Below are 15567 nucleotides of genomic sequence, written 5' to 3' on the forward strand. Positions count from 1 at the left end.
CCCGCTCCTGGAGGGAGCGGGGGCCTTGTCTTTCTGGTTCTCTTCGATCTGAACCGTCAGCCGGGCACCGCTCCCACAAGGAAGCTAATAAGCACGAGGACGAGAAGCAGCGCGAGGAGGCAGGCGGCGCGAAGCGCCCCCATCTCGGTGTTCCAGCTGTACTTCGCGGACAGCGTCACGCAATCTACCTCGCTCAGAAATCGTCCCAAGGATACGTATAGGCTGTCATTGCACAAGCCCAAAACGGCGGGGGGCGAAAAGACGCAAGATTTTTCCATCAACCGAGCAGAAAGAGTCCGGCAGCGCCGATGGTGCCCGGTTGCTGTTCGCATTCACGGTCGCTTCGCGGGTCGCCAGAGCTCCGGCCAGCATTGCCGATCGAGGATGCTATTCCGGCCTTGGCTGGCGATCGCCAACCTCCCAAGTAGAGAAAGACGCAAAATCCATCCCTTTTCAGCTCTGCATTTCACCCCCTACGATGGACCGCTCCTGTCTTTGGAGGAATGGACATGTCGCTCGAGGATCTGCCGTCACGCCGCTTGATCGAAGGTCCGGCGCGAGCGCCGGCACGGGCAATGCTCCGGGCAGCGGGCTATGACGACGACGCGATGGCAAGGCCGATGGTTGCGATCGTCAATACCTGGTCGACCGTGACTCCGTGCAACATGCACCTCAAGGAGCTGGCCGAGCATGCCCGCCGCGGCATCAGCTCGGCCGGTGCGACTCCGGTGGACTTCAACACCATTGTGGTCACCGACGGAATCGCGATGGGCACACCTGGAATGCGCGCCTCCTTGATCAGCCGCGAGATCATCGCTGATTCCGCCGAGCTCGCCGTGCGCGGCCATTCGCTCGATGCCGTGCTGTTCCTGGTCGGCTGCGACAAGACCATTCCGGCCGCGGCGATGGCGGCGGCTCGGCTCGATCTTCCCACGGTCATCCTCTACGGCGGATCGATCATGCCGGGCCGACTGGGCGACAGGCCGGTCACCATCCAGGACGTCTTCGAAGCCGTGGGTGCTCATGGCGCCGGCGCGCTCGACGATGAAGGCCTGAGCCGGGTCGAGCGAAGCGCCTGCCCCGGCGCCGGCGCGTGCGGCGGCCAGTTCACGGCCAACACGATGGCGCTGGCGATGACCTTCCTCGGCCTCTCGCCGATGGGACTCAACGACATTCCTGCCACCCATCCGGACAAGGCGAGAGCGGCCGAAGAGGCCGGCCGGATCCTGGTCGAGGCGCTGGAGGCCGGCCGGAACGCCCGCAGCCTGATCACGCCGTCGAGCCTGCGCAATGCCGCAGTCGCGGGGACGGCGACGGCGGGCTCGACCAATCTCGTCCTTCACCTGCTGGCCATCGCGCGCGAGGCCGGCATCGGCGAAGAAGCATTCGGCATCGACCTGTTCGACGAGGTGTCGCGAGCGACCCCCGTCATCGCCGACCTGAAGCCCGGCGGCCGGTTCATGGCACCGGACATGTTCGCCGCCGGTGGCGCGGCGCTGCTCGGCCGGCGTCTGATGGAAGCCGGTCTGATCGCCGACTCTCCCACCGTCACCGGCCGCAATCTCTTCCCCTATTTCGAAGCGGCACGAGAGCGGGCCGGCCAGGAGGTGATCCTTGGCGCCGAAAGGCCGCTCAAGAGCCGCGGGGGCTTCGCCATCCTCTACGGCAATATCGCGCCGGAAGGCTGCGTCGCCAAGCTCGCCGGCCACGACCGGCTGCGGTTCGAAGGTCCGGCCAAGGTGTATGACGGCGAGGAGGCCTGCTTCACGGCGCTGAACGGCGGCGACATCGTTCCCGGCGATGTCGTCGTCATTCGCGGGGAAGGCCCCGCCGGAGGTCCTGGAATGCGCGAGATGCTCGCCGTCACCGCCGCCATTCAAGGCCGCGGCCTGGGCGACGACGTGGCGCTCGTCACCGATGGTCGCTTTTCGGGTGCCACTTACGGCTTCATGGTTGGTCATGTCGCGCCAGAAGCGGCCAAAGGTGGGCCGATCGGACGCCTGAGGAGCGGCGATCGGATCCGGATAGATGTCGAAGCCAGGACGATCGAGACCGACGCCGACCTTCAGGGCAGAGCCCAGGCCACGATCCCTTCAACCCGGGAGGTGCCAGGCGGAAGCTATGGCAAATATACGCGGCTCGTCGGCTCGGCGGCGCAGGGCGCGGTGACGATCTGAGCGGCGCGGCGCCGGGATAAGGACACGATCACGCGAAGTCGAGCCCCGGTAACGGGTGTCACCTGCGCAAAACGGCTTCCGTTACGAAAGGAGAGCTCGACCCGCGGCGGATGTTCGATCGCGCGGGCGCGTGGATCGGCGTCGTGCGGAACGATATCGCTCCCGACCGGATCGCTGGGACCCGCATCGGTCAGGAGCGGTCAAGCTCCGCCGCGAGCGCGTCCTTGTCCGGTGAGATCAGCGTCGTTCGGGCCGGTCGTTCCGCGATTTCCGCCAGCGACGGCGGAGGATTGAGGCGCCTCCCGATCAACGGTTCGACGATGTCGGCGAACTTGTACGGGTGAGCCGTGGCGACCGTGATCCAGGGCCGCTCCGCCCGCAGCGATTCGGGGAGCCGGGCATAAGCTTCGGCCGCGGTGGCCGAGTGAGGACACCAGACATAGCCGCCTCTTTCATGGTCCGTCCGGATCCGCTCGCGAATCAGCTCGTCCCTGATCTGGTCGACTCGAAGCAAACGGTCGGCGGCGCGGAGGTGGACCAGCCGCTCGAAATTGTTCGGAGCGCCGACGTCCATCGCGTTCGCAATCGTTTTCACCGACGGCCGCGGTCGATAGATTCTGCTGATCGACCAGTCGTAAAGCGTCGCATTGGCATTGGTCACCGCGATGACCGGGCCGATCGGAGCTCCCAGCGCGCGCGCCATCAGCGCGGCCAGCACATGGCCGAGATTGCCGGTGGGGATGAGCAGACCCGGTGCCGCTCCACCCTCGGCGCGCAACCGAAGCGCCGCCGAAACAAGATAGACCATCTGCGGAAGCAGCCGCCCCAGATTAATCGAATTGGCCGAGGTCAGCCCCTGGCGCTCCGCCAGACGATCATCGCTGAAGGCTCCCTTCACCAGCCGCTGGCAATCGTCGAAATCCCCCTTCACCTCGAGAGTCCGGACCGGCGCCGTCCAGCAGCTGAGCTGATGCGCCTGGAAGGGCGACACTCGCCCCCGGGGAAACAGGATGAACATTCGAACGCCCTCGCGCCCTTCGGCGGCGCTAGCGGCCGCTGCGCCGGTGTCGCCGGACGTCGCCACCAGCACCGTCATCGGACCGCTTTGCCGGGCCAGCCGGTGGAGACAGGCGAACAAGAAGCGAGCACCGAAATCCTTGAAGGCACCGGTCGGGCCATGGAACAGCTCGAGCGCCTTGAGGTTCGGCCGTTCCGGATCCGGAGTGACGAGCGGCGCCGGGAAGGTGAAGGCCTCGCGGCAGATGGCCCGTAGATGCCAAGCAAGCCGGTCGCCCTCGAAATAGGGGGCGAGCAACCGCTCGGCGAGTGGCGCGAGCGCAAGCTGCGGCTCGATCGAGTCGGCGTCTAACCTGACCGGATCAGCCGGCATGTAGAGGCCGCCATCGGGAGCCGCTCCGCGCCGGATCGCTTCGGAGATGCTGATCACGGGCGCTCGGCCGCGCGTGCTGACAAACCTCATGCCGCGCGGTTCCTCGAGCGACCGACCACCGTCTCGAGACGCGCACCTTCGGATCCGACCGGAGCGCGATAGGCGCGCGCTTCGTGACCTTCCGCCCGGAAGGCCTCGGCCATTGCCTCTTCGACCGCCTGCGCCCGCGCCTCGGGCGCCCAGGCGAAGACAGAGGGTCCCGAACCCGAGAAGGAGGACCCAAGCGCGCCGCAGTTGAGCGCGGCCTGCTTCACCCTGCTCAACGCCGGTAGCAAGGGGAGGCGCTGGGGCTCGATCAGCACATCCTCGAGCCCGGCGCGGATGAGTTCCCGGTCGCCCGCAGCGCAGCCTGCGACGAAGGCGGCAAGGCGGCGCGAATGCTCGACTGCGAGGCCGAGCGGGATCTGGGCGCCGAGCAGCCGCCGCGCTTCGCGAGTCTCGATCGCCACGGGCGGGTGAAGCAGGATTGACGTTATGCCCTGCGGCACGGTCAGCCTTCTGACGAGGCCTTCACCTTCGCGCGCGACGAGGACCAGGCCACCGAGCAGGCTGGCGGCAACATTGTCCCACGGCGGCGGATTGCACGCCGCACGCTCGCCCTCGATGGCGAATGGAAGCAGAGCCGGAAGTTCGAGCGGCTCGTGCAGCAGCGCATTGGCCGCGACCACGGCCGCAATCGCTGACGCGGCGGATCCACCCATTCCGGCGCTGATCGGAATACCCTTCTCAATCGAAAGGCGGACACCGAAGTCGGCGCCGGCAACGTCGAGCAAGGCCAAGGCGGCTGCCAGAGCCGTATTGTCCCGCGGCGCATCGGGAAGCGTCGTCGCAAGTCCGGTTACGGCGCCGAGGCGGACACCTCTTTCCGGTTCGCGCAAGGCCGTCACCCGGTCGCGCGCCGCGTCGAACGCTTGGCCGAGCACATCGAAGCCGACGCCGACATTGCCGATACTGGCCGGAGCGCTTGCGGTCGCCGCCAAGGGTCTTTCCTGCCTCATGCTGTCAGGCCCTAAGCCGCTCGGGACAGGATTGCATCTCGGCCGCGGCGAGCAGCCGCTGGAGGTCCATGATGTCGCCGAAGACGGCGGCGGTCGTAGGCCAGCGGCCGGCGCCTTTTCCGCAAAGCAGGTGGACCTGCCCGTTCGCATCCTCGATCAGGAACCGATTCTCCTCGTTGCGGGCGGCGGCGAGCGGATGATCCCGGGCAAGGGGTTCGATCGTGACTTCGGCTCTGACCATGCCGTCGGACCCGACCCAGCAGCGGGCTACCTGCTTCAGCACTTCGCCTTGCTGCAACGCGGCGACGGCCATTTCCGGGCCGACCTCCCGAAGCGACTGGCGCGGGATCCGGAACGGCGGGAGGGACAGGCCGAAGGCGCGGCGGACCAGAATCGACAGCTTGTCCGCGGCATCCTCGCCATCGACGTCGGCGGCTGGATCGGCCTCGGCAAAGCCGAGTTCCTGGGCTCGGGCCAGAGCCGCGTCGAAGGCCCAGCCTTCGCCCAGGCGGCTCAGCAGGAAATTGGCGGTGCCGTTCAGAACGCCTTCGATCCGGACCACGCCCGGCTCGTCGCGGAGCCGCTGGACAGCCTCGAGGATGGGAGTGCCGCCGCCCACGGCACCCGAATAGAATAGCTGCGCCCGACCGGCATCGGCGCAGACATGCAGGGAATCGTAATGCTTGGCGACGGCCGCCTTGTTGGCGGTGACGACATGAACTCCGTCGCGAAGCGCCGAACACATGAGACCGGCCGGATAGTCCGTGCCCCCGATCAGCTCGACGAGCAGATCAGGCTCGCCGGCCAGGGCCTCGTCGAGCCTTCTGGTAAAGCCCGGCTGGTCCGCAGATCCGACTCGCGCCTCCGGCTGACGGACCAGCACCGGATTGATTTCAAACAGATCGGGACGCTGGCGCAGGCAGGATAGCACTCCGGCCCCGACGGCGCCGCAGCCGAGCAAGGCAACCCGAAGCCGCGGAAGCCGGAGCGGAACTTCCTTGCGCGGCGGCAAGGCGGCAACCACCGTTGCCTCGTGATGACCAAGCGCGGCGACCTCAATCGCGATCGACTCCGCCTTCGCCGTCTCGATTGCCTTCGGCTGGATCAGGCCCTTGCTGGCCCGTGCCGCCGCTTCGTAGGTCAGAGTGCCATAACGTTCGGCGAGAGGATTTTGCGCCGGATCCTCGGCATAGACTCCGTCCACGTCCTTGAGGAGCCTGACTCGACTGGAGCCGAGGCGGGCGGCGAAGAAGACGGCGGAAAGGTCAGTGCCGCCGCGGCCCAGCGTGACTACGCCATATTGGTCATGGCCGGCGGTGAAGCCGGGCACGACGATCACGTCATGGTCGTCGAAGCGGGCATTCGTCGCCGGGACGTCGAGCCCGCAAAGGTGGCCATCGAGCGGCTCCCCCTTCGCGACGAGGCCGATCTCGTGGGGATCGACGACGCAGGCCCGTACCCCCATTCGCGACAGTGCCAGCCCCATCAAGGCGGCCGATCGCAACTCCCCGATCCGGGCGAGCCGCGCCACTAGAGCCGGAGCGGGATCGCCACCGACGCGGTTCGCCTGGTCGAGAAGCGAGTCCGTCTCTCCGGCGAGCGCCGAGACCACGACGACGACCCGCTCGCCGTCGCGAATGTGACGATAGACCTCCTGGGCGGCGCTTCGGAAGTCGTCCTCGCACTCCAGCACGGAACTGCCGAACTTCAGGACGCACGATTTTCGCGCGTCGACTTCGATAAGTGCCTTGGTCACTGCTCTTTTCTCCATGGAATCGTTGATTTTGGGCATGAAAAAACCCGCTCGCCGGGTTGGTGAGCGGGTCGGTGGAAGCTTGAAGTTTCCGGGCTGACGTCAGCCGCTACCGACCCACAATCGGGTGGTCATGCTGATGATCGTCATGATCGAGGCGCGCGCAGAAGGTCCGATGCCGAGACCGGCATGGCTGACAGACTGTCCTGGCTTCGCTCTCAACACTGCGCCTCGTCTCCAGATGATGCGGCGTCCTTGCACATGTTCGGACCGCCTGCCCCGGCACTTCAGCTAGAATGAGCGACTGAACCGTTACTGGTCAAACGAATGGTTTTGCTTTTTTTGTGTGTTTCGCGAAATGAACCGCTATTGGCTGGTTCACAACTGGATCAGCAGCACGCCGCAGAGCGCGAAGATGGCGATGATTGCGGTCTGAGCGACGAGCGCAAGCATCGGGCGAATGCCGAATCCGGCGAGTTCGCCCAGGGTCAGCTTCGTCCCCAGCGCAACGATAGCGATGAGCAGGCATAGTCTGGATCCCTGCTGGAACAGCGGGATCATGCTCGAAGGAATTGCGCCCAGCGACGAAGCAGCAGCAAGAACGAAGAACGCGACCAGAAACGAAGGAAGAAGCGGGGGCGACTTTCCCGGCAAACCTCGGTTCGAAGCGGCGAACCCGTAGCCGACGAGGATGACCACTGGGGCCAGGCAGGCGACCCGCATCAGCTTCACCGAGGCTGCGATCTGCCCCGCCTGCTCGGAAAAGCTGAAACCGGCCCCCACCGCCTGGACGACTTCGTGGAGCGACGTTCCAAGAAAGATTCCGGCGGCTTGGTCGTCCAGTCCGAGCCAAACGGCAAGGAATGGATAGCCGATCATGGCGAGGGTGCCGATCGCGGTCACGGCGGCGATTGTCGCCCCCGCGTTGCGGTCGGTTCGATCGCTCCTCGGCAGGACGGACGCCACGGCCAGAGCGGCGGAGGCTCCGCAGATCGCGACGGAGGCGGCGGTCAGAGTGGAGACCTCGCTCGACAGGCCAAGGATCCGCGCCACGCCGTAACCGGCGACAAGACAGAGAAGCAGCCCGCCTATAGCAATCAGCCAGGCGCCGAGGCCAAGCCCGGCCAATTGGGCATAGGTGATCTGCGCCCCCAGCAAGGCGACTCCGAACCGGAGCACGGATCGGCCGGCGAAGGTCAGGCCGGCATGGAACAGGGGCTGCCGAGTTCGACCCGAAGCCGCCATTCCGAGCAGGAGCCCAAGAAGGGTGACCGGGAGGTCGGTCACAGTCGCGACCAGCCAGGCGGCGAGAGCAAGGGCGGTGGCGAGCGCGGCTCCGGGAATGATGGCCCGAAGAGCGGCCGCGGCGGCTGCGCCGCGCACCTTTGATGAAGAAGAGGCGCCTGCTCCGTCGGTCGGCGCAGTCACCCTTCGGCCCGTGTGCGCCCGCTCCTGCCGCTGCCACGTGATCGCATCTCGCCGTGCAGCCGCTCGACGAGCGCGCTCGCAGTGTGCGGAAAGAGGAAAGGAAGCAGTGAATGCAGGAGACAGGCGATCCCGGCGCAGACGAGAAGCACGCCGAAGCGAGCCGCCGCAAGGAAATGCGTGAGGTAGGACTCGCCGACCTTGGAAGGATGATTCGTGAACGGATTGGTCAACTTCGCCTCCTTGTCGAAGGGATGGTGAATAGCGTTGCCCGGACTGGAAATTTTCCCAAAGTTTTTGCAGATCGTTGCAAGTGAGCGAAAATCATACAAGTGAGATCGGCTAAATGGCGAAACTGGATTCCATCGATGTCCGATTGCTCAACATCCTCCAGGAGGACTCGGCGCGACCGATTGCCGGAATCGCCGAAGAAGTCGGGCTGTCGGTCAACGCCTGCTGGAAAAGAGTGAAGCGCCTTGAGGAAAGCGGCGTGATCGAACGGCGCGTGGCCCTGCTCAACCGGCAGGCGGTCGGCCTGGGGATCACGGTATTCGTTTCGATCCGGACCGACCGGCACGAGGAGTCCTGGCTGGAGAAATTCGCCTCGACGGTTCGAACAATACCGGAGGTGATCGAATTTTACCGCCTTGCCGGCGACACCGACTATCTCCTCAAGATCGTCTGCAACGGGATCGACGATTATGACCGCATCTATAAGAAGCTGATCAGAAGCACGCGCCTGACCGACGTGAGCGCATCCTTCGCCATGGAGCAGCTCAAATATACAACGCGGCTGCCCGTGGAGGCCCGCTGATCCTTCGCTGCATCCTCTCTGTCAACGAACCCCAGGCGAGGAGACTGTGACCGAAACGTCGGTCTATCGACAAATTTCGTTCGGCAGAGAAAGCCGTTTCAGCAAAATCTCCTGTCTTGGCGATTTGGCCACGGCGATGACTTGACAGGCTCGCGCACTCCGGTCAGCTTCGAAGGGAGCGCTCGCGGGCGCTATTTGGACCAGGAGCTGAACATCATGGGCAAAGGATCGGACGTTCGCATCCCCTCCTCGATGATGGATTCCGCCTGGCGCTATTTCGGATCGTTTACGGGCCGGTACGCCAACTGAGGCGTGCCGGAAAAGAAGGTCGACACCTCCCTTCAATCCTGAACTGAAGCCGTCGTCCTCCGCGCTTGCGGTCGACTCGGCGCCGAGACCGAAATGACCCATGAACATGCGGGCGCGCCTCAGGGCCGCGCCGGATCGCCCGAAACCCTCGCCGAGCTGCGAGCGGAAATCGATCTCATCGACGATCGACTCCTCAATCTGATGGAGCAGCGCCTGGCGAGGGCGCTCGCACTCGCCAGTCGCAAGCAGGAGGCGTTTCCGGACCGGCTGCTTCTGCGTCCCGACCGCGAACAAGCCGTGACCAAGCGGATCTCGGGCCGGGCCACCGCGCTGTCGAAAGCGTCGGTCGCGATGATCTGGCGTGAGCTGATGTCCGCCAGCCTGCAGGCACAGCGGATGACGGAGCTAGCGGTCTTCACCGACCGGCAGCCGGTTCGAGTCACCAACGGCACGAGGCTCAGGTTCGGCTGCGTGGCGCCGATCGTCGTCGTCGGCAGTCCATCAGAGGCTCTCGACAGGGCCCGGCGCCAGGAGGCGGTTGCGGTGATCGAGCTCAGTCCGTTGTCCGGCTGGTGGCTCGAGCTGGTCGATGATCCTTCCCTCCTTATCTTCGATTGCATCGCGGAAGCCGACGGCGCGGTAACGGCGCTCACCATCGGGCGGGTCGCCCCCGAGGCGCTGCCCGACCATATCAGCTTCGCGATCGTCACCGACCGCTCGCTCGAGGCCCGACTCAGGCGGGGAGAGAGCATCCGCCCAATTGCCATGCACGGTCAGTTGCGGCTTTGCGTCAGCCGACCTCAGCCTGCCAGTGAGATGTCGCCGACTTCGGCCCAAGGAGCGCGCGCATGAGCTGGGATCCTGCCTCGTGGCGAGCCTTCGCGGCGGCCCAGCTGCCGGCCTATCCCGATCCAGTCGAGCTCCAGACAGTCGAGTCCTGCCTTTCGGCGGCGGCGGCAATCACCAGCGTCGCCGACAATGCGAGGCTCAGCGCGTCTCTCGCGGAAGTCGCCGCGGGCCGCGCCTTCCTTCTCCAGGGCGGAGACTGCGCGGAGAGTTTCGCGGAATTCGGCGCCGACAAGGTCCGGGTCACTTTCAACCTGCTCCACGAAATGGCGGCGCTGCTTCAGTCGGCCTCTCCTCTCGACGTCGTCAGGGTCGGCCGTATTGCCGGCCAGTTCGCCAAGCCACGATCGTCGGACAAGGAGACGATCGGCGAAATCACCCTGCCAACCTATCGCGGCGACATCATCAACGGCCCCGACTTCGATCTGGCCAGCCGAACTCCCGATCCGATGCGCATGCTGGAAGCGCACAAGCAGGCCAGCATCACCATGAGCCTGCTCCAGGCCTATTCGGCCGCAGCTTATGCCGAACGATCGAACTTCCACCGGCGAGGACGCCAGCGGCTTGGCCTGCCCTTCGAACATCCTGCAACCGGCGGCCGGCTCTGCCGGCCCGCCGAGCTTTTCACCAGCCATGAGGCCCTGCTTCTGAATTACGAGCAGGCGCTGACCCGCTTCGATCCGGTCACCGAAAATTGGTGGTCGCAATCGGCTCATATGGTGTGGATCGGGGATCGCACTCGCCAGCTCGACGGCGCTCATGTCGAATATGCACGAGGCATAGCCAATTCGCTCGGCCTCAAATGCGGCCCGAGCATGAATTGCGACGACCTGCTGCGTCTCATTGAGCGGCTCGATCCCGACAATCGCGCCGGGCGGCTGGTGCTGATCGGTCGCTTTGGGGCGGGGAAGATTTCCAAACATCTCCCGGCCCTGGTGCGAGCGGTGAAACGCGCCGGTCGACAGGTCGTCTGGTCGATCGACCCGATGCACGGCAACACCCGGCTGCTCGGCGACGTGAAAACGCGACTGGTCCGTGATATCCTGGCCGAGCTGACCGCCTTCTTCGACATCGCTCATGCCGAAGGCGTTCATCCCGGCGGAATCCATCTCGAATTGACCGGAGGACCGGTGACCGAGTGTATCGGCGGGAGGCTTCCCGTGGCCGAAGAAGACCTTTCGCAATGCTACCTCACCCATTGCGACCCGCGGCTCAACCGGGCCCAGGCGCTCGACGTCGCGGCCGGTGTGGCAAGACATATCGGAGGCGGCGTGGCGGCCGTGTCCGACGCGGCATGAGCATCGTGGCAGCGTCAAGCGCCGCGGAAACGGCGTCCCGGCGGACGATCGTGATCAACGGCCCCAATCGCCACGGGCTGAGCCGGCGCGAACCGGAAATCCACCGCCTGAAAACGCTTTTGGGCCTCGAAAGCGACTGCCTCGCCCTGCCCCTCTCGACGGGCTTCGACCTCCTGTTCCGTCAGTCGCATGGGAAACAGGAGCTGATCGAATGGCTAGACGAGGCGGCCGACCCCGGCTCTGCAACGGTCATCATTTCCGTCGCCTTCAGTCGATCCTCACTCGCCATATTCGATGCATTGATTTGCCGGCCAGGCGCGAACGGCTATCGGCTTGCACTTCTTCATGTCACCGAGTTGGTCGGCTCGGCATCGGGCGCAGCCTTCATTTACTTCATCGTTTCCAGCGCGGGTGCCCAGCAATCATGAATGACATCCTACCGAAAGACGGGCTGAAAACCGCGCGTTCAGTAAACCTTGCCGGCCGGATCGTCGTGCCCGGGGACAAGTCGATCTCGCATCGTGCCTTGATTCTCGGTGCGCTCGCCGAGGGTCAGACTCGAATCGAGGGCCTGCTCGAATCACAGGATGTCCTTCACACGGCGGATGCCCTTCGGCATTTCGGAGTCCCGGTCGAGCGGAGAAGCGAAGGTATCTGGCAGGTCCGCGGACGAGTCCTCGAGTCACCGGCCGGCCCGATCGACTGTGGCAATTCCGGCACCGGCGCCCGCCTGCTGATGGGCGCGGCTGCCGGGTTTCGGGTGAAGGCGACCTTCACCGGCGACTCGTCGCTCAGGAGCCGACCGATGCGCCGAGTGCTCGACCCGCTGGTCGCGATGGGCGCGAGCACCGACGGACGGGAAAGGCTCCCCGTGACGCTCGTCGGCGGCGATCTCCAGGGCATTCGTCACGTCAACGCGAGCGCCTCGGCCCAGGTCAAGTCCGCGATCCTGCTTGCCGGCCTGAAGGCCCGGGGCGCGGTCGAGGTGATCGAGCCAGCGCCCAGCCGCGACCATAGCGAAAGGTTGCTTCGAGCGTTCGGCTGCGAAATCGAATCGGAGCCGTTGGAGACCGGTCGCCACATCCGTCTGGGAGAGCACCGGGTCCTGAGCGGAACGGAGGTCTGGGTTCCCGGCGACCCGTCCTCGGCCGCATTCCTGCTGGTCGCTGGCCTGATCTGTCCCGGGTCGAGGCTGTCGGTGCAAGGCGTCCTGATCAATCCCCTTCGCGCCGGCTTGCTCGAGACGCTCGTCGAGATGGGTGCCGAACTTACCATCCAGAATCGGCGCGAGATGGGCGGGGAGGAGGTTGCCGACCTCAAGGTCTGCGCGTCGTCGCTCCGGGGAGTGGCCGTTCCGGCCGCCCGGGCGCCGAGCATGATCGACGAATATCCCATCCTTGCCGTGGCCGCCGCCTTCGCGAACGGCGATACCATCATGCACGGTCTGGCCGAGCTTCGGCTGAAGGAGTCGGATCGGCTCGAAACGGTTCGGGCGGGGCTTGCCGCCTGCGGTGTCGAGACGGCGATCGAAGGGGACAGCCTGATCGTCCGCGGGCGCGGAGCGGTGCCGGGCGGTGCGGCGATCATGACTCACGGCGATCACCGGATTGCGATGAGCTTCCTCGTCTTGGGGCTCGCCTCCCGGCATCCGGTAGCGGTCGATCGGCCCGACATGATCGAGACCAGTTTCCCGGGCTTTGCACCCCTTGTTCATGCAATCGGCGGGACGATAGGTCCGGCATGACACAGCGGGTTGCGTATCAGGGCGCGCGCGGCGCTTTCGGCGAGCAAGCCTGCCGAAGCTTCCTTCCGGAGCTGATAGCCGTTGCCAAACCGACCTTTCCAGCCGTTGTGGAGTCGGTGTCCAGGGGCGAGTGCGATCGCGGTATGCTGCCCCTCCGGAACAACCTCGCCGGGCAGGTTCCCGGGATCCAATCCCTGATCGACAATGCCGCGCTGACGATCGTCTCGGTGCACCCTCTTCCGATCCAGCTTCATCTGCTTGGCGCCGATGGCGCTACGCTCGAAAGCGTTCGGGTCGTGGCGAGTCATCCGATGGCTTTGGCTCAGTGTCGCCTGTGGCTCGAACGTCACGCCCTCACCCGAGAGGATGCCGACAACACCGCCTTCGCCGCCCGGGAGCTGTCTCGGAGCGGCGATCCCACAAGAGCGGTGGTCGCATCCGAAGGTGCGGCGCGGCTGTACGGTCTCAAGATCATCAAGCGGGACGTGCAGGATCGGCCCGACAACGCTACCTTGTTCGCGGTTGTCGCGCAGCGGGACGAGACCGGCCAATGAGCTTCAACACATTCGGCCGCCTTTTCCGATACACCAGCTGGGGCGAGAGCCATGGCCCGGCGATCGGTGTGGTCATCGATGGCTGCCCGCCCGGAATCGCGCTGACCGAGGAGGACATCCAGCCCTGGCTCGACCGTCGGCGACCCGGCCAGTCCCGATTCACCACCCAGCGACGCGAGCCGGACAAGGTCAGGATCCTGTCGGGGGTCTTCGAAGGGCTGACGACCGGCGCTCCGATCAGCCTGATGATCGAGAATGTCGATGCGCGGCCGCGCGACTATGGCAGCCTCGCCGACGCATTCCGGCCCGGACATGCCGATTATTCCTATCAGGTCAAATATGGGATCCGCGACTGGCGCGGCGGCGGCCGAGCCTCGGCGCGCGAGACGGCGATGCGGGTTGCGGCCGGCGCCGTCGCCCGCAAGCTCATCCCGGCCGTGTCGATCGGCGCTTATCTGGTGGAGCTGGGCGGCGAAGCGGTGGACTTCGCCGCGTTTGACGGCGCCGCAATCGATGAAAATGTCTTCTTCTGCCCCGACCGGGAGGCGGCAGCGCGGTGGGAGGAACGAGTGGACCGAGCTCGCAAGCAGGGAACATCCCTCGGCGGCATCGTCGAATGCGTCGCTTCCGGCGTTCCGGCCGGACTGGGGGCGCCCGTCTACGGCAAGCTCGATGCCGATCTCGCCGCCGCAATGATGTCGATCAATGCGGTCAAGGGAGTCGAAATCGGCGCCGGCTTCGCTTCGGCTCGCCGGGCCGGGCACGAAAATGCCGATGAGATGAGGATTGGCGCCGAGGGAAAGGCGGAATTCCTCTCCAATCATTCGGGAGGAATAGCCGGCGGCATTTCGACCGGTCAGCCAGTCGTCGTTCGGGCCGCTTTCAAGCCAACGCCGTCGATCCGGACGCCCTTGGCGACGATCGACGGAGGCGGCGGCGAAACTCAAATCGCCACCAGGGGACGGCACGATCCCTGCGTCGCGATACGCGGTGCCCCAGTGGTGGAGGCGATGATGGCTCTCGTCCTTGCCGACCACTTCCTGCTGAATCGCGGTCAATGCGGAGAGAAAGGGTGAACCCAAGCGTGACGATCGATGTGGAGCTTGGCCAGAGTTCCTATCCGGTGCTGATCGAGGCGGAGCTGCTTCGCCATGCCGGCGAGCTGTTGGCGCCCTATGCCGCGCGCAAGCGCCTCATCGTCATCACCGACAATCGCGTCTGGGATGCTCACGGCACAGTCTTCGCCACCGGATTGGCGGGAGCCGGCATTCGCTGCGATCCGATCGTGGTCGCCCCCGGCGAGGACAGCAAGAGCTGGCCGGTACTGATCGAACTTGTCGATCGCCTGATCGAGAAGCAGGTGGAGCGAGGCGACCATATCGTCGCTTTCGGCGGAGGCGTGATCGGCGACCTCGCCGGCTTCGCGGCGGCCATCCTCAAGCGCGGCTGCCCCTGGCTCCAGGTGCCCACCACTTTGCTGGCAATGGTCGATTCGTCGGTCGGCGGAAAGACCGGGATCAACCTCGCGGCCGGCAAGAATCTGGTCGGAGCCTTCCATCAGCCGGCCGCCGTACTGATCGATCCGACCTGCCTCGGCACCCTGCCCCACCGCCACGTCCGGGCTGGCTATGCCGAAGTCGTGAAATATGGGCTGATTTCGGATCCGGGCTTCTTCGACTGGTGCAGGGCGCACGGCAGACAGTTGATCGCTGGAAGCCTCGAACACCGGAGCGATGCGATCGCCCGGTGCGTCGCCGCCAAGGCCGGGATCATCGCCGACGACGAACGCGAGATTTCGGGCAAGCGAGCCCTTCTCAACCTCGGCCACACCTTCGCGCATGCGCTCGAAACGGAGACGGGCATGACCGACGGCTTGCTCCACGGCGAAGCGGTCGCGCTCGGAATGACGCTCGCTTTCCAATTCTCTGTCGAAAGGGGCCTCTGCCCAGCCCGCGAGGCCGCCGAGGTAGCCGAACATCTCGACTCGGTCGGTCTTCCCACCCGTCTTGCCCAAGTCGGCATCACGGCCCCGGGGCGCCAACTCGCCGCTCACATGGCGCACGACAAGAAGGCGAGCGGCGGACAGATCACGTTCATCCTCGCCGAGGGAATCGGCAAGGCTCTCGCCGTCCCGTCGATCGACCTGGCCGAGGTCGCCGTCTTCCTCGACCGCCAGCGCGAAACCGAGGCCGCTTGAGT

At 65.5% G+C, this 15567-nt stretch carries 15 protein-coding genes; 9 read left to right on the forward strand and 6 right to left on the reverse strand.

What is annotated here, in order from left to right; translation table 11 throughout:
• Window positions 1-56 precede the first annotated feature (56 nt).
• Window positions 57-179, reverse strand: a complete 123-nt coding sequence (locus ACRYLT_RS17050) for a hypothetical protein (protein WP_482665275.1) — start codon at window positions 177-179, stop codon at window positions 57-59.
• A gap of 324 nt (window positions 180-503) precedes the next feature.
• Between ACRYLT_RS17050 and ilvD the strand changes: the two genes are divergently transcribed.
• Entirely contained in the window at window positions 504-2177 is a 1674-nt protein-coding gene (gene ilvD, locus ACRYLT_RS17055) for a dihydroxy-acid dehydratase (protein WP_482665276.1), read from the forward strand.
• Between the two features lie 190 nt (window positions 2178-2367).
• On the opposite strand, the gene thrC is transcribed toward ilvD, so the two are convergent.
• From thrC to ACRYLT_RS17080, 5 genes are all read right to left on the reverse strand, one after another.
• Window positions 2368-3657 carry a threonine synthase gene (thrC, locus tag ACRYLT_RS17060; protein ID WP_482665277.1) on the reverse strand — a complete coding sequence of 430 codons (1290 nt, stop codon included), beginning with the start codon at window positions 3655-3657 and terminating at the stop codon, window positions 2368-2370.
• Complete coding sequence (locus ACRYLT_RS17065) at window positions 3654-4607, reverse strand: homoserine kinase (protein WP_482665278.1); 954 nt, start codon at window positions 4605-4607, stop codon at window positions 3654-3656. The genes thrC and ACRYLT_RS17065 overlap by 4 nt, the downstream gene beginning before the upstream one ends.
• A gap of 22 nt (window positions 4608-4629) precedes the next feature.
• Window positions 4630-6381, reverse strand: a complete 1752-nt coding sequence (locus tag ACRYLT_RS17070) for a homoserine dehydrogenase (RefSeq protein ID WP_482665279.1) — start codon at window positions 6379-6381, stop codon at window positions 4630-4632.
• 375 nt (window positions 6382-6756) lie between these two features.
• Window positions 6757-7761, reverse strand: coding sequence for a YeiH family protein (locus ACRYLT_RS17075; RefSeq protein ID WP_482665280.1), 1005 nt, complete (start codon window positions 7759-7761; stop codon window positions 6757-6759).
• A gap of 41 nt (window positions 7762-7802) precedes the next feature.
• Window positions 7803-8135, reverse strand: a complete 333-nt coding sequence (locus tag ACRYLT_RS17080) for a DUF6356 family protein (protein ID WP_482665281.1) — start codon at window positions 8133-8135, stop codon at window positions 7803-7805.
• A gap of 14 nt (window positions 8136-8149) precedes the next feature.
• Here ACRYLT_RS17080 and ACRYLT_RS17085 point away from each other — a divergent pair, with 14 nt between their 5' ends.
• The 8 genes from ACRYLT_RS17085 to aroB all read left to right on the forward strand — a co-directional run bounded on the left by ACRYLT_RS17085 (window position 8150) and on the right by aroB (window position 15565).
• Window positions 8150-8617: an Lrp/AsnC family transcriptional regulator gene (locus ACRYLT_RS17085; RefSeq protein ID WP_482665282.1), complete on the forward strand. Its 468-nt coding sequence runs from the start codon at window positions 8150-8152 to the stop codon at window positions 8615-8617.
• Window positions 8618-9019: 402 nt separating this feature from the next.
• Window positions 9020-9778, forward strand: a complete 759-nt coding sequence (locus tag ACRYLT_RS17090; protein ID WP_482665283.1) for a chorismate mutase — start codon at window positions 9020-9022, stop codon at window positions 9776-9778.
• Window positions 9775-11070 carry a 3-deoxy-7-phosphoheptulonate synthase class II gene (locus tag ACRYLT_RS17095; protein ID WP_482665284.1) on the forward strand — a complete coding sequence of 432 codons (1296 nt, stop codon included), beginning with the start codon at window positions 9775-9777 and terminating at the stop codon, window positions 11068-11070. Before ACRYLT_RS17090 ends, ACRYLT_RS17095 begins: the two co-directional genes overlap by 4 nt.
• Window positions 11071-11075: 5 nt before the next feature.
• Window positions 11076-11498 carry a type II 3-dehydroquinate dehydratase gene (locus ACRYLT_RS17100; protein WP_482665285.1) on the forward strand — a complete coding sequence of 141 codons (423 nt, stop codon included), beginning with the start codon at window positions 11076-11078 and terminating at the stop codon, window positions 11496-11498.
• Complete coding sequence (gene aroA / locus ACRYLT_RS17105; protein WP_482665286.1) at window positions 11495-12814, forward strand: 3-phosphoshikimate 1-carboxyvinyltransferase; 1320 nt, start codon at window positions 11495-11497, stop codon at window positions 12812-12814. The genes ACRYLT_RS17100 and aroA overlap by 4 nt, the downstream gene beginning before the upstream one ends.
• On the forward strand, window positions 12811-13368 hold the full coding sequence (locus ACRYLT_RS17110; RefSeq protein WP_482665287.1) for a prephenate dehydratase domain-containing protein: 558 nt from the start codon (window positions 12811-12813) through the stop codon (window positions 13366-13368). Before aroA ends, ACRYLT_RS17110 begins: the two co-directional genes overlap by 4 nt.
• Window positions 13365-14444, forward strand: a complete 1080-nt coding sequence (aroC, locus tag ACRYLT_RS17115; RefSeq protein ID WP_482665288.1) for a chorismate synthase — start codon at window positions 13365-13367, stop codon at window positions 14442-14444. The genes ACRYLT_RS17110 and aroC overlap by 4 nt, the downstream gene beginning before the upstream one ends.
• Complete coding sequence (gene aroB / locus ACRYLT_RS17120) at window positions 14441-15565, forward strand: 3-dehydroquinate synthase (RefSeq protein ID WP_482665289.1); 1125 nt, start codon at window positions 14441-14443, stop codon at window positions 15563-15565. The genes aroC and aroB overlap by 4 nt, the downstream gene beginning before the upstream one ends.
• Window positions 15566-15567: the final 2 nt, after the last annotated feature.

The organism is Sphingosinicella sp. SM1-17 (assembly GCF_056821765.1).

What these genes read in the sequence shown, in the direction of transcription:
- ACRYLT_RS17090 (WP_482665283.1), top strand. Translation starts at nt 9,020, where the DNA reads ATGACCCATGAACATGCGGGCGCGCCTCAGGGCCGCGCCGGATCGCCC.
- ACRYLT_RS17110 (WP_482665287.1), top strand. Translation starts at nt 12,811, where the DNA reads ATGACACAGCGGGTTGCGTATCAGGGCGCGCGCGGCGCTTTCGGCGAG.
- thrC (WP_482665277.1), bottom strand. Translation starts at nt 3,657, where the DNA reads ATGAGGTTTGTCAGCACGCGCGGCCGAGCGCCCGTGATCAGCATCTCC.
- aroC (WP_482665288.1), top strand. Translation starts at nt 13,365, where the DNA reads ATGAGCTTCAACACATTCGGCCGCCTTTTCCGATACACCAGCTGGGGC.
- ilvD (WP_482665276.1), top strand. Translation starts at nt 504, where the DNA reads ATGGACATGTCGCTCGAGGATCTGCCGTCACGCCGCTTGATCGAAGGT.
- ACRYLT_RS17095 (WP_482665284.1), top strand. Translation starts at nt 9,775, where the DNA reads ATGAGCTGGGATCCTGCCTCGTGGCGAGCCTTCGCGGCGGCCCAGCTG.
- ACRYLT_RS17085 (WP_482665282.1), top strand. Translation starts at nt 8,150, where the DNA reads ATGGCGAAACTGGATTCCATCGATGTCCGATTGCTCAACATCCTCCAG.
- aroA (WP_482665286.1), top strand. Translation starts at nt 11,495, where the DNA reads ATGAATGACATCCTACCGAAAGACGGGCTGAAAACCGCGCGTTCAGTA.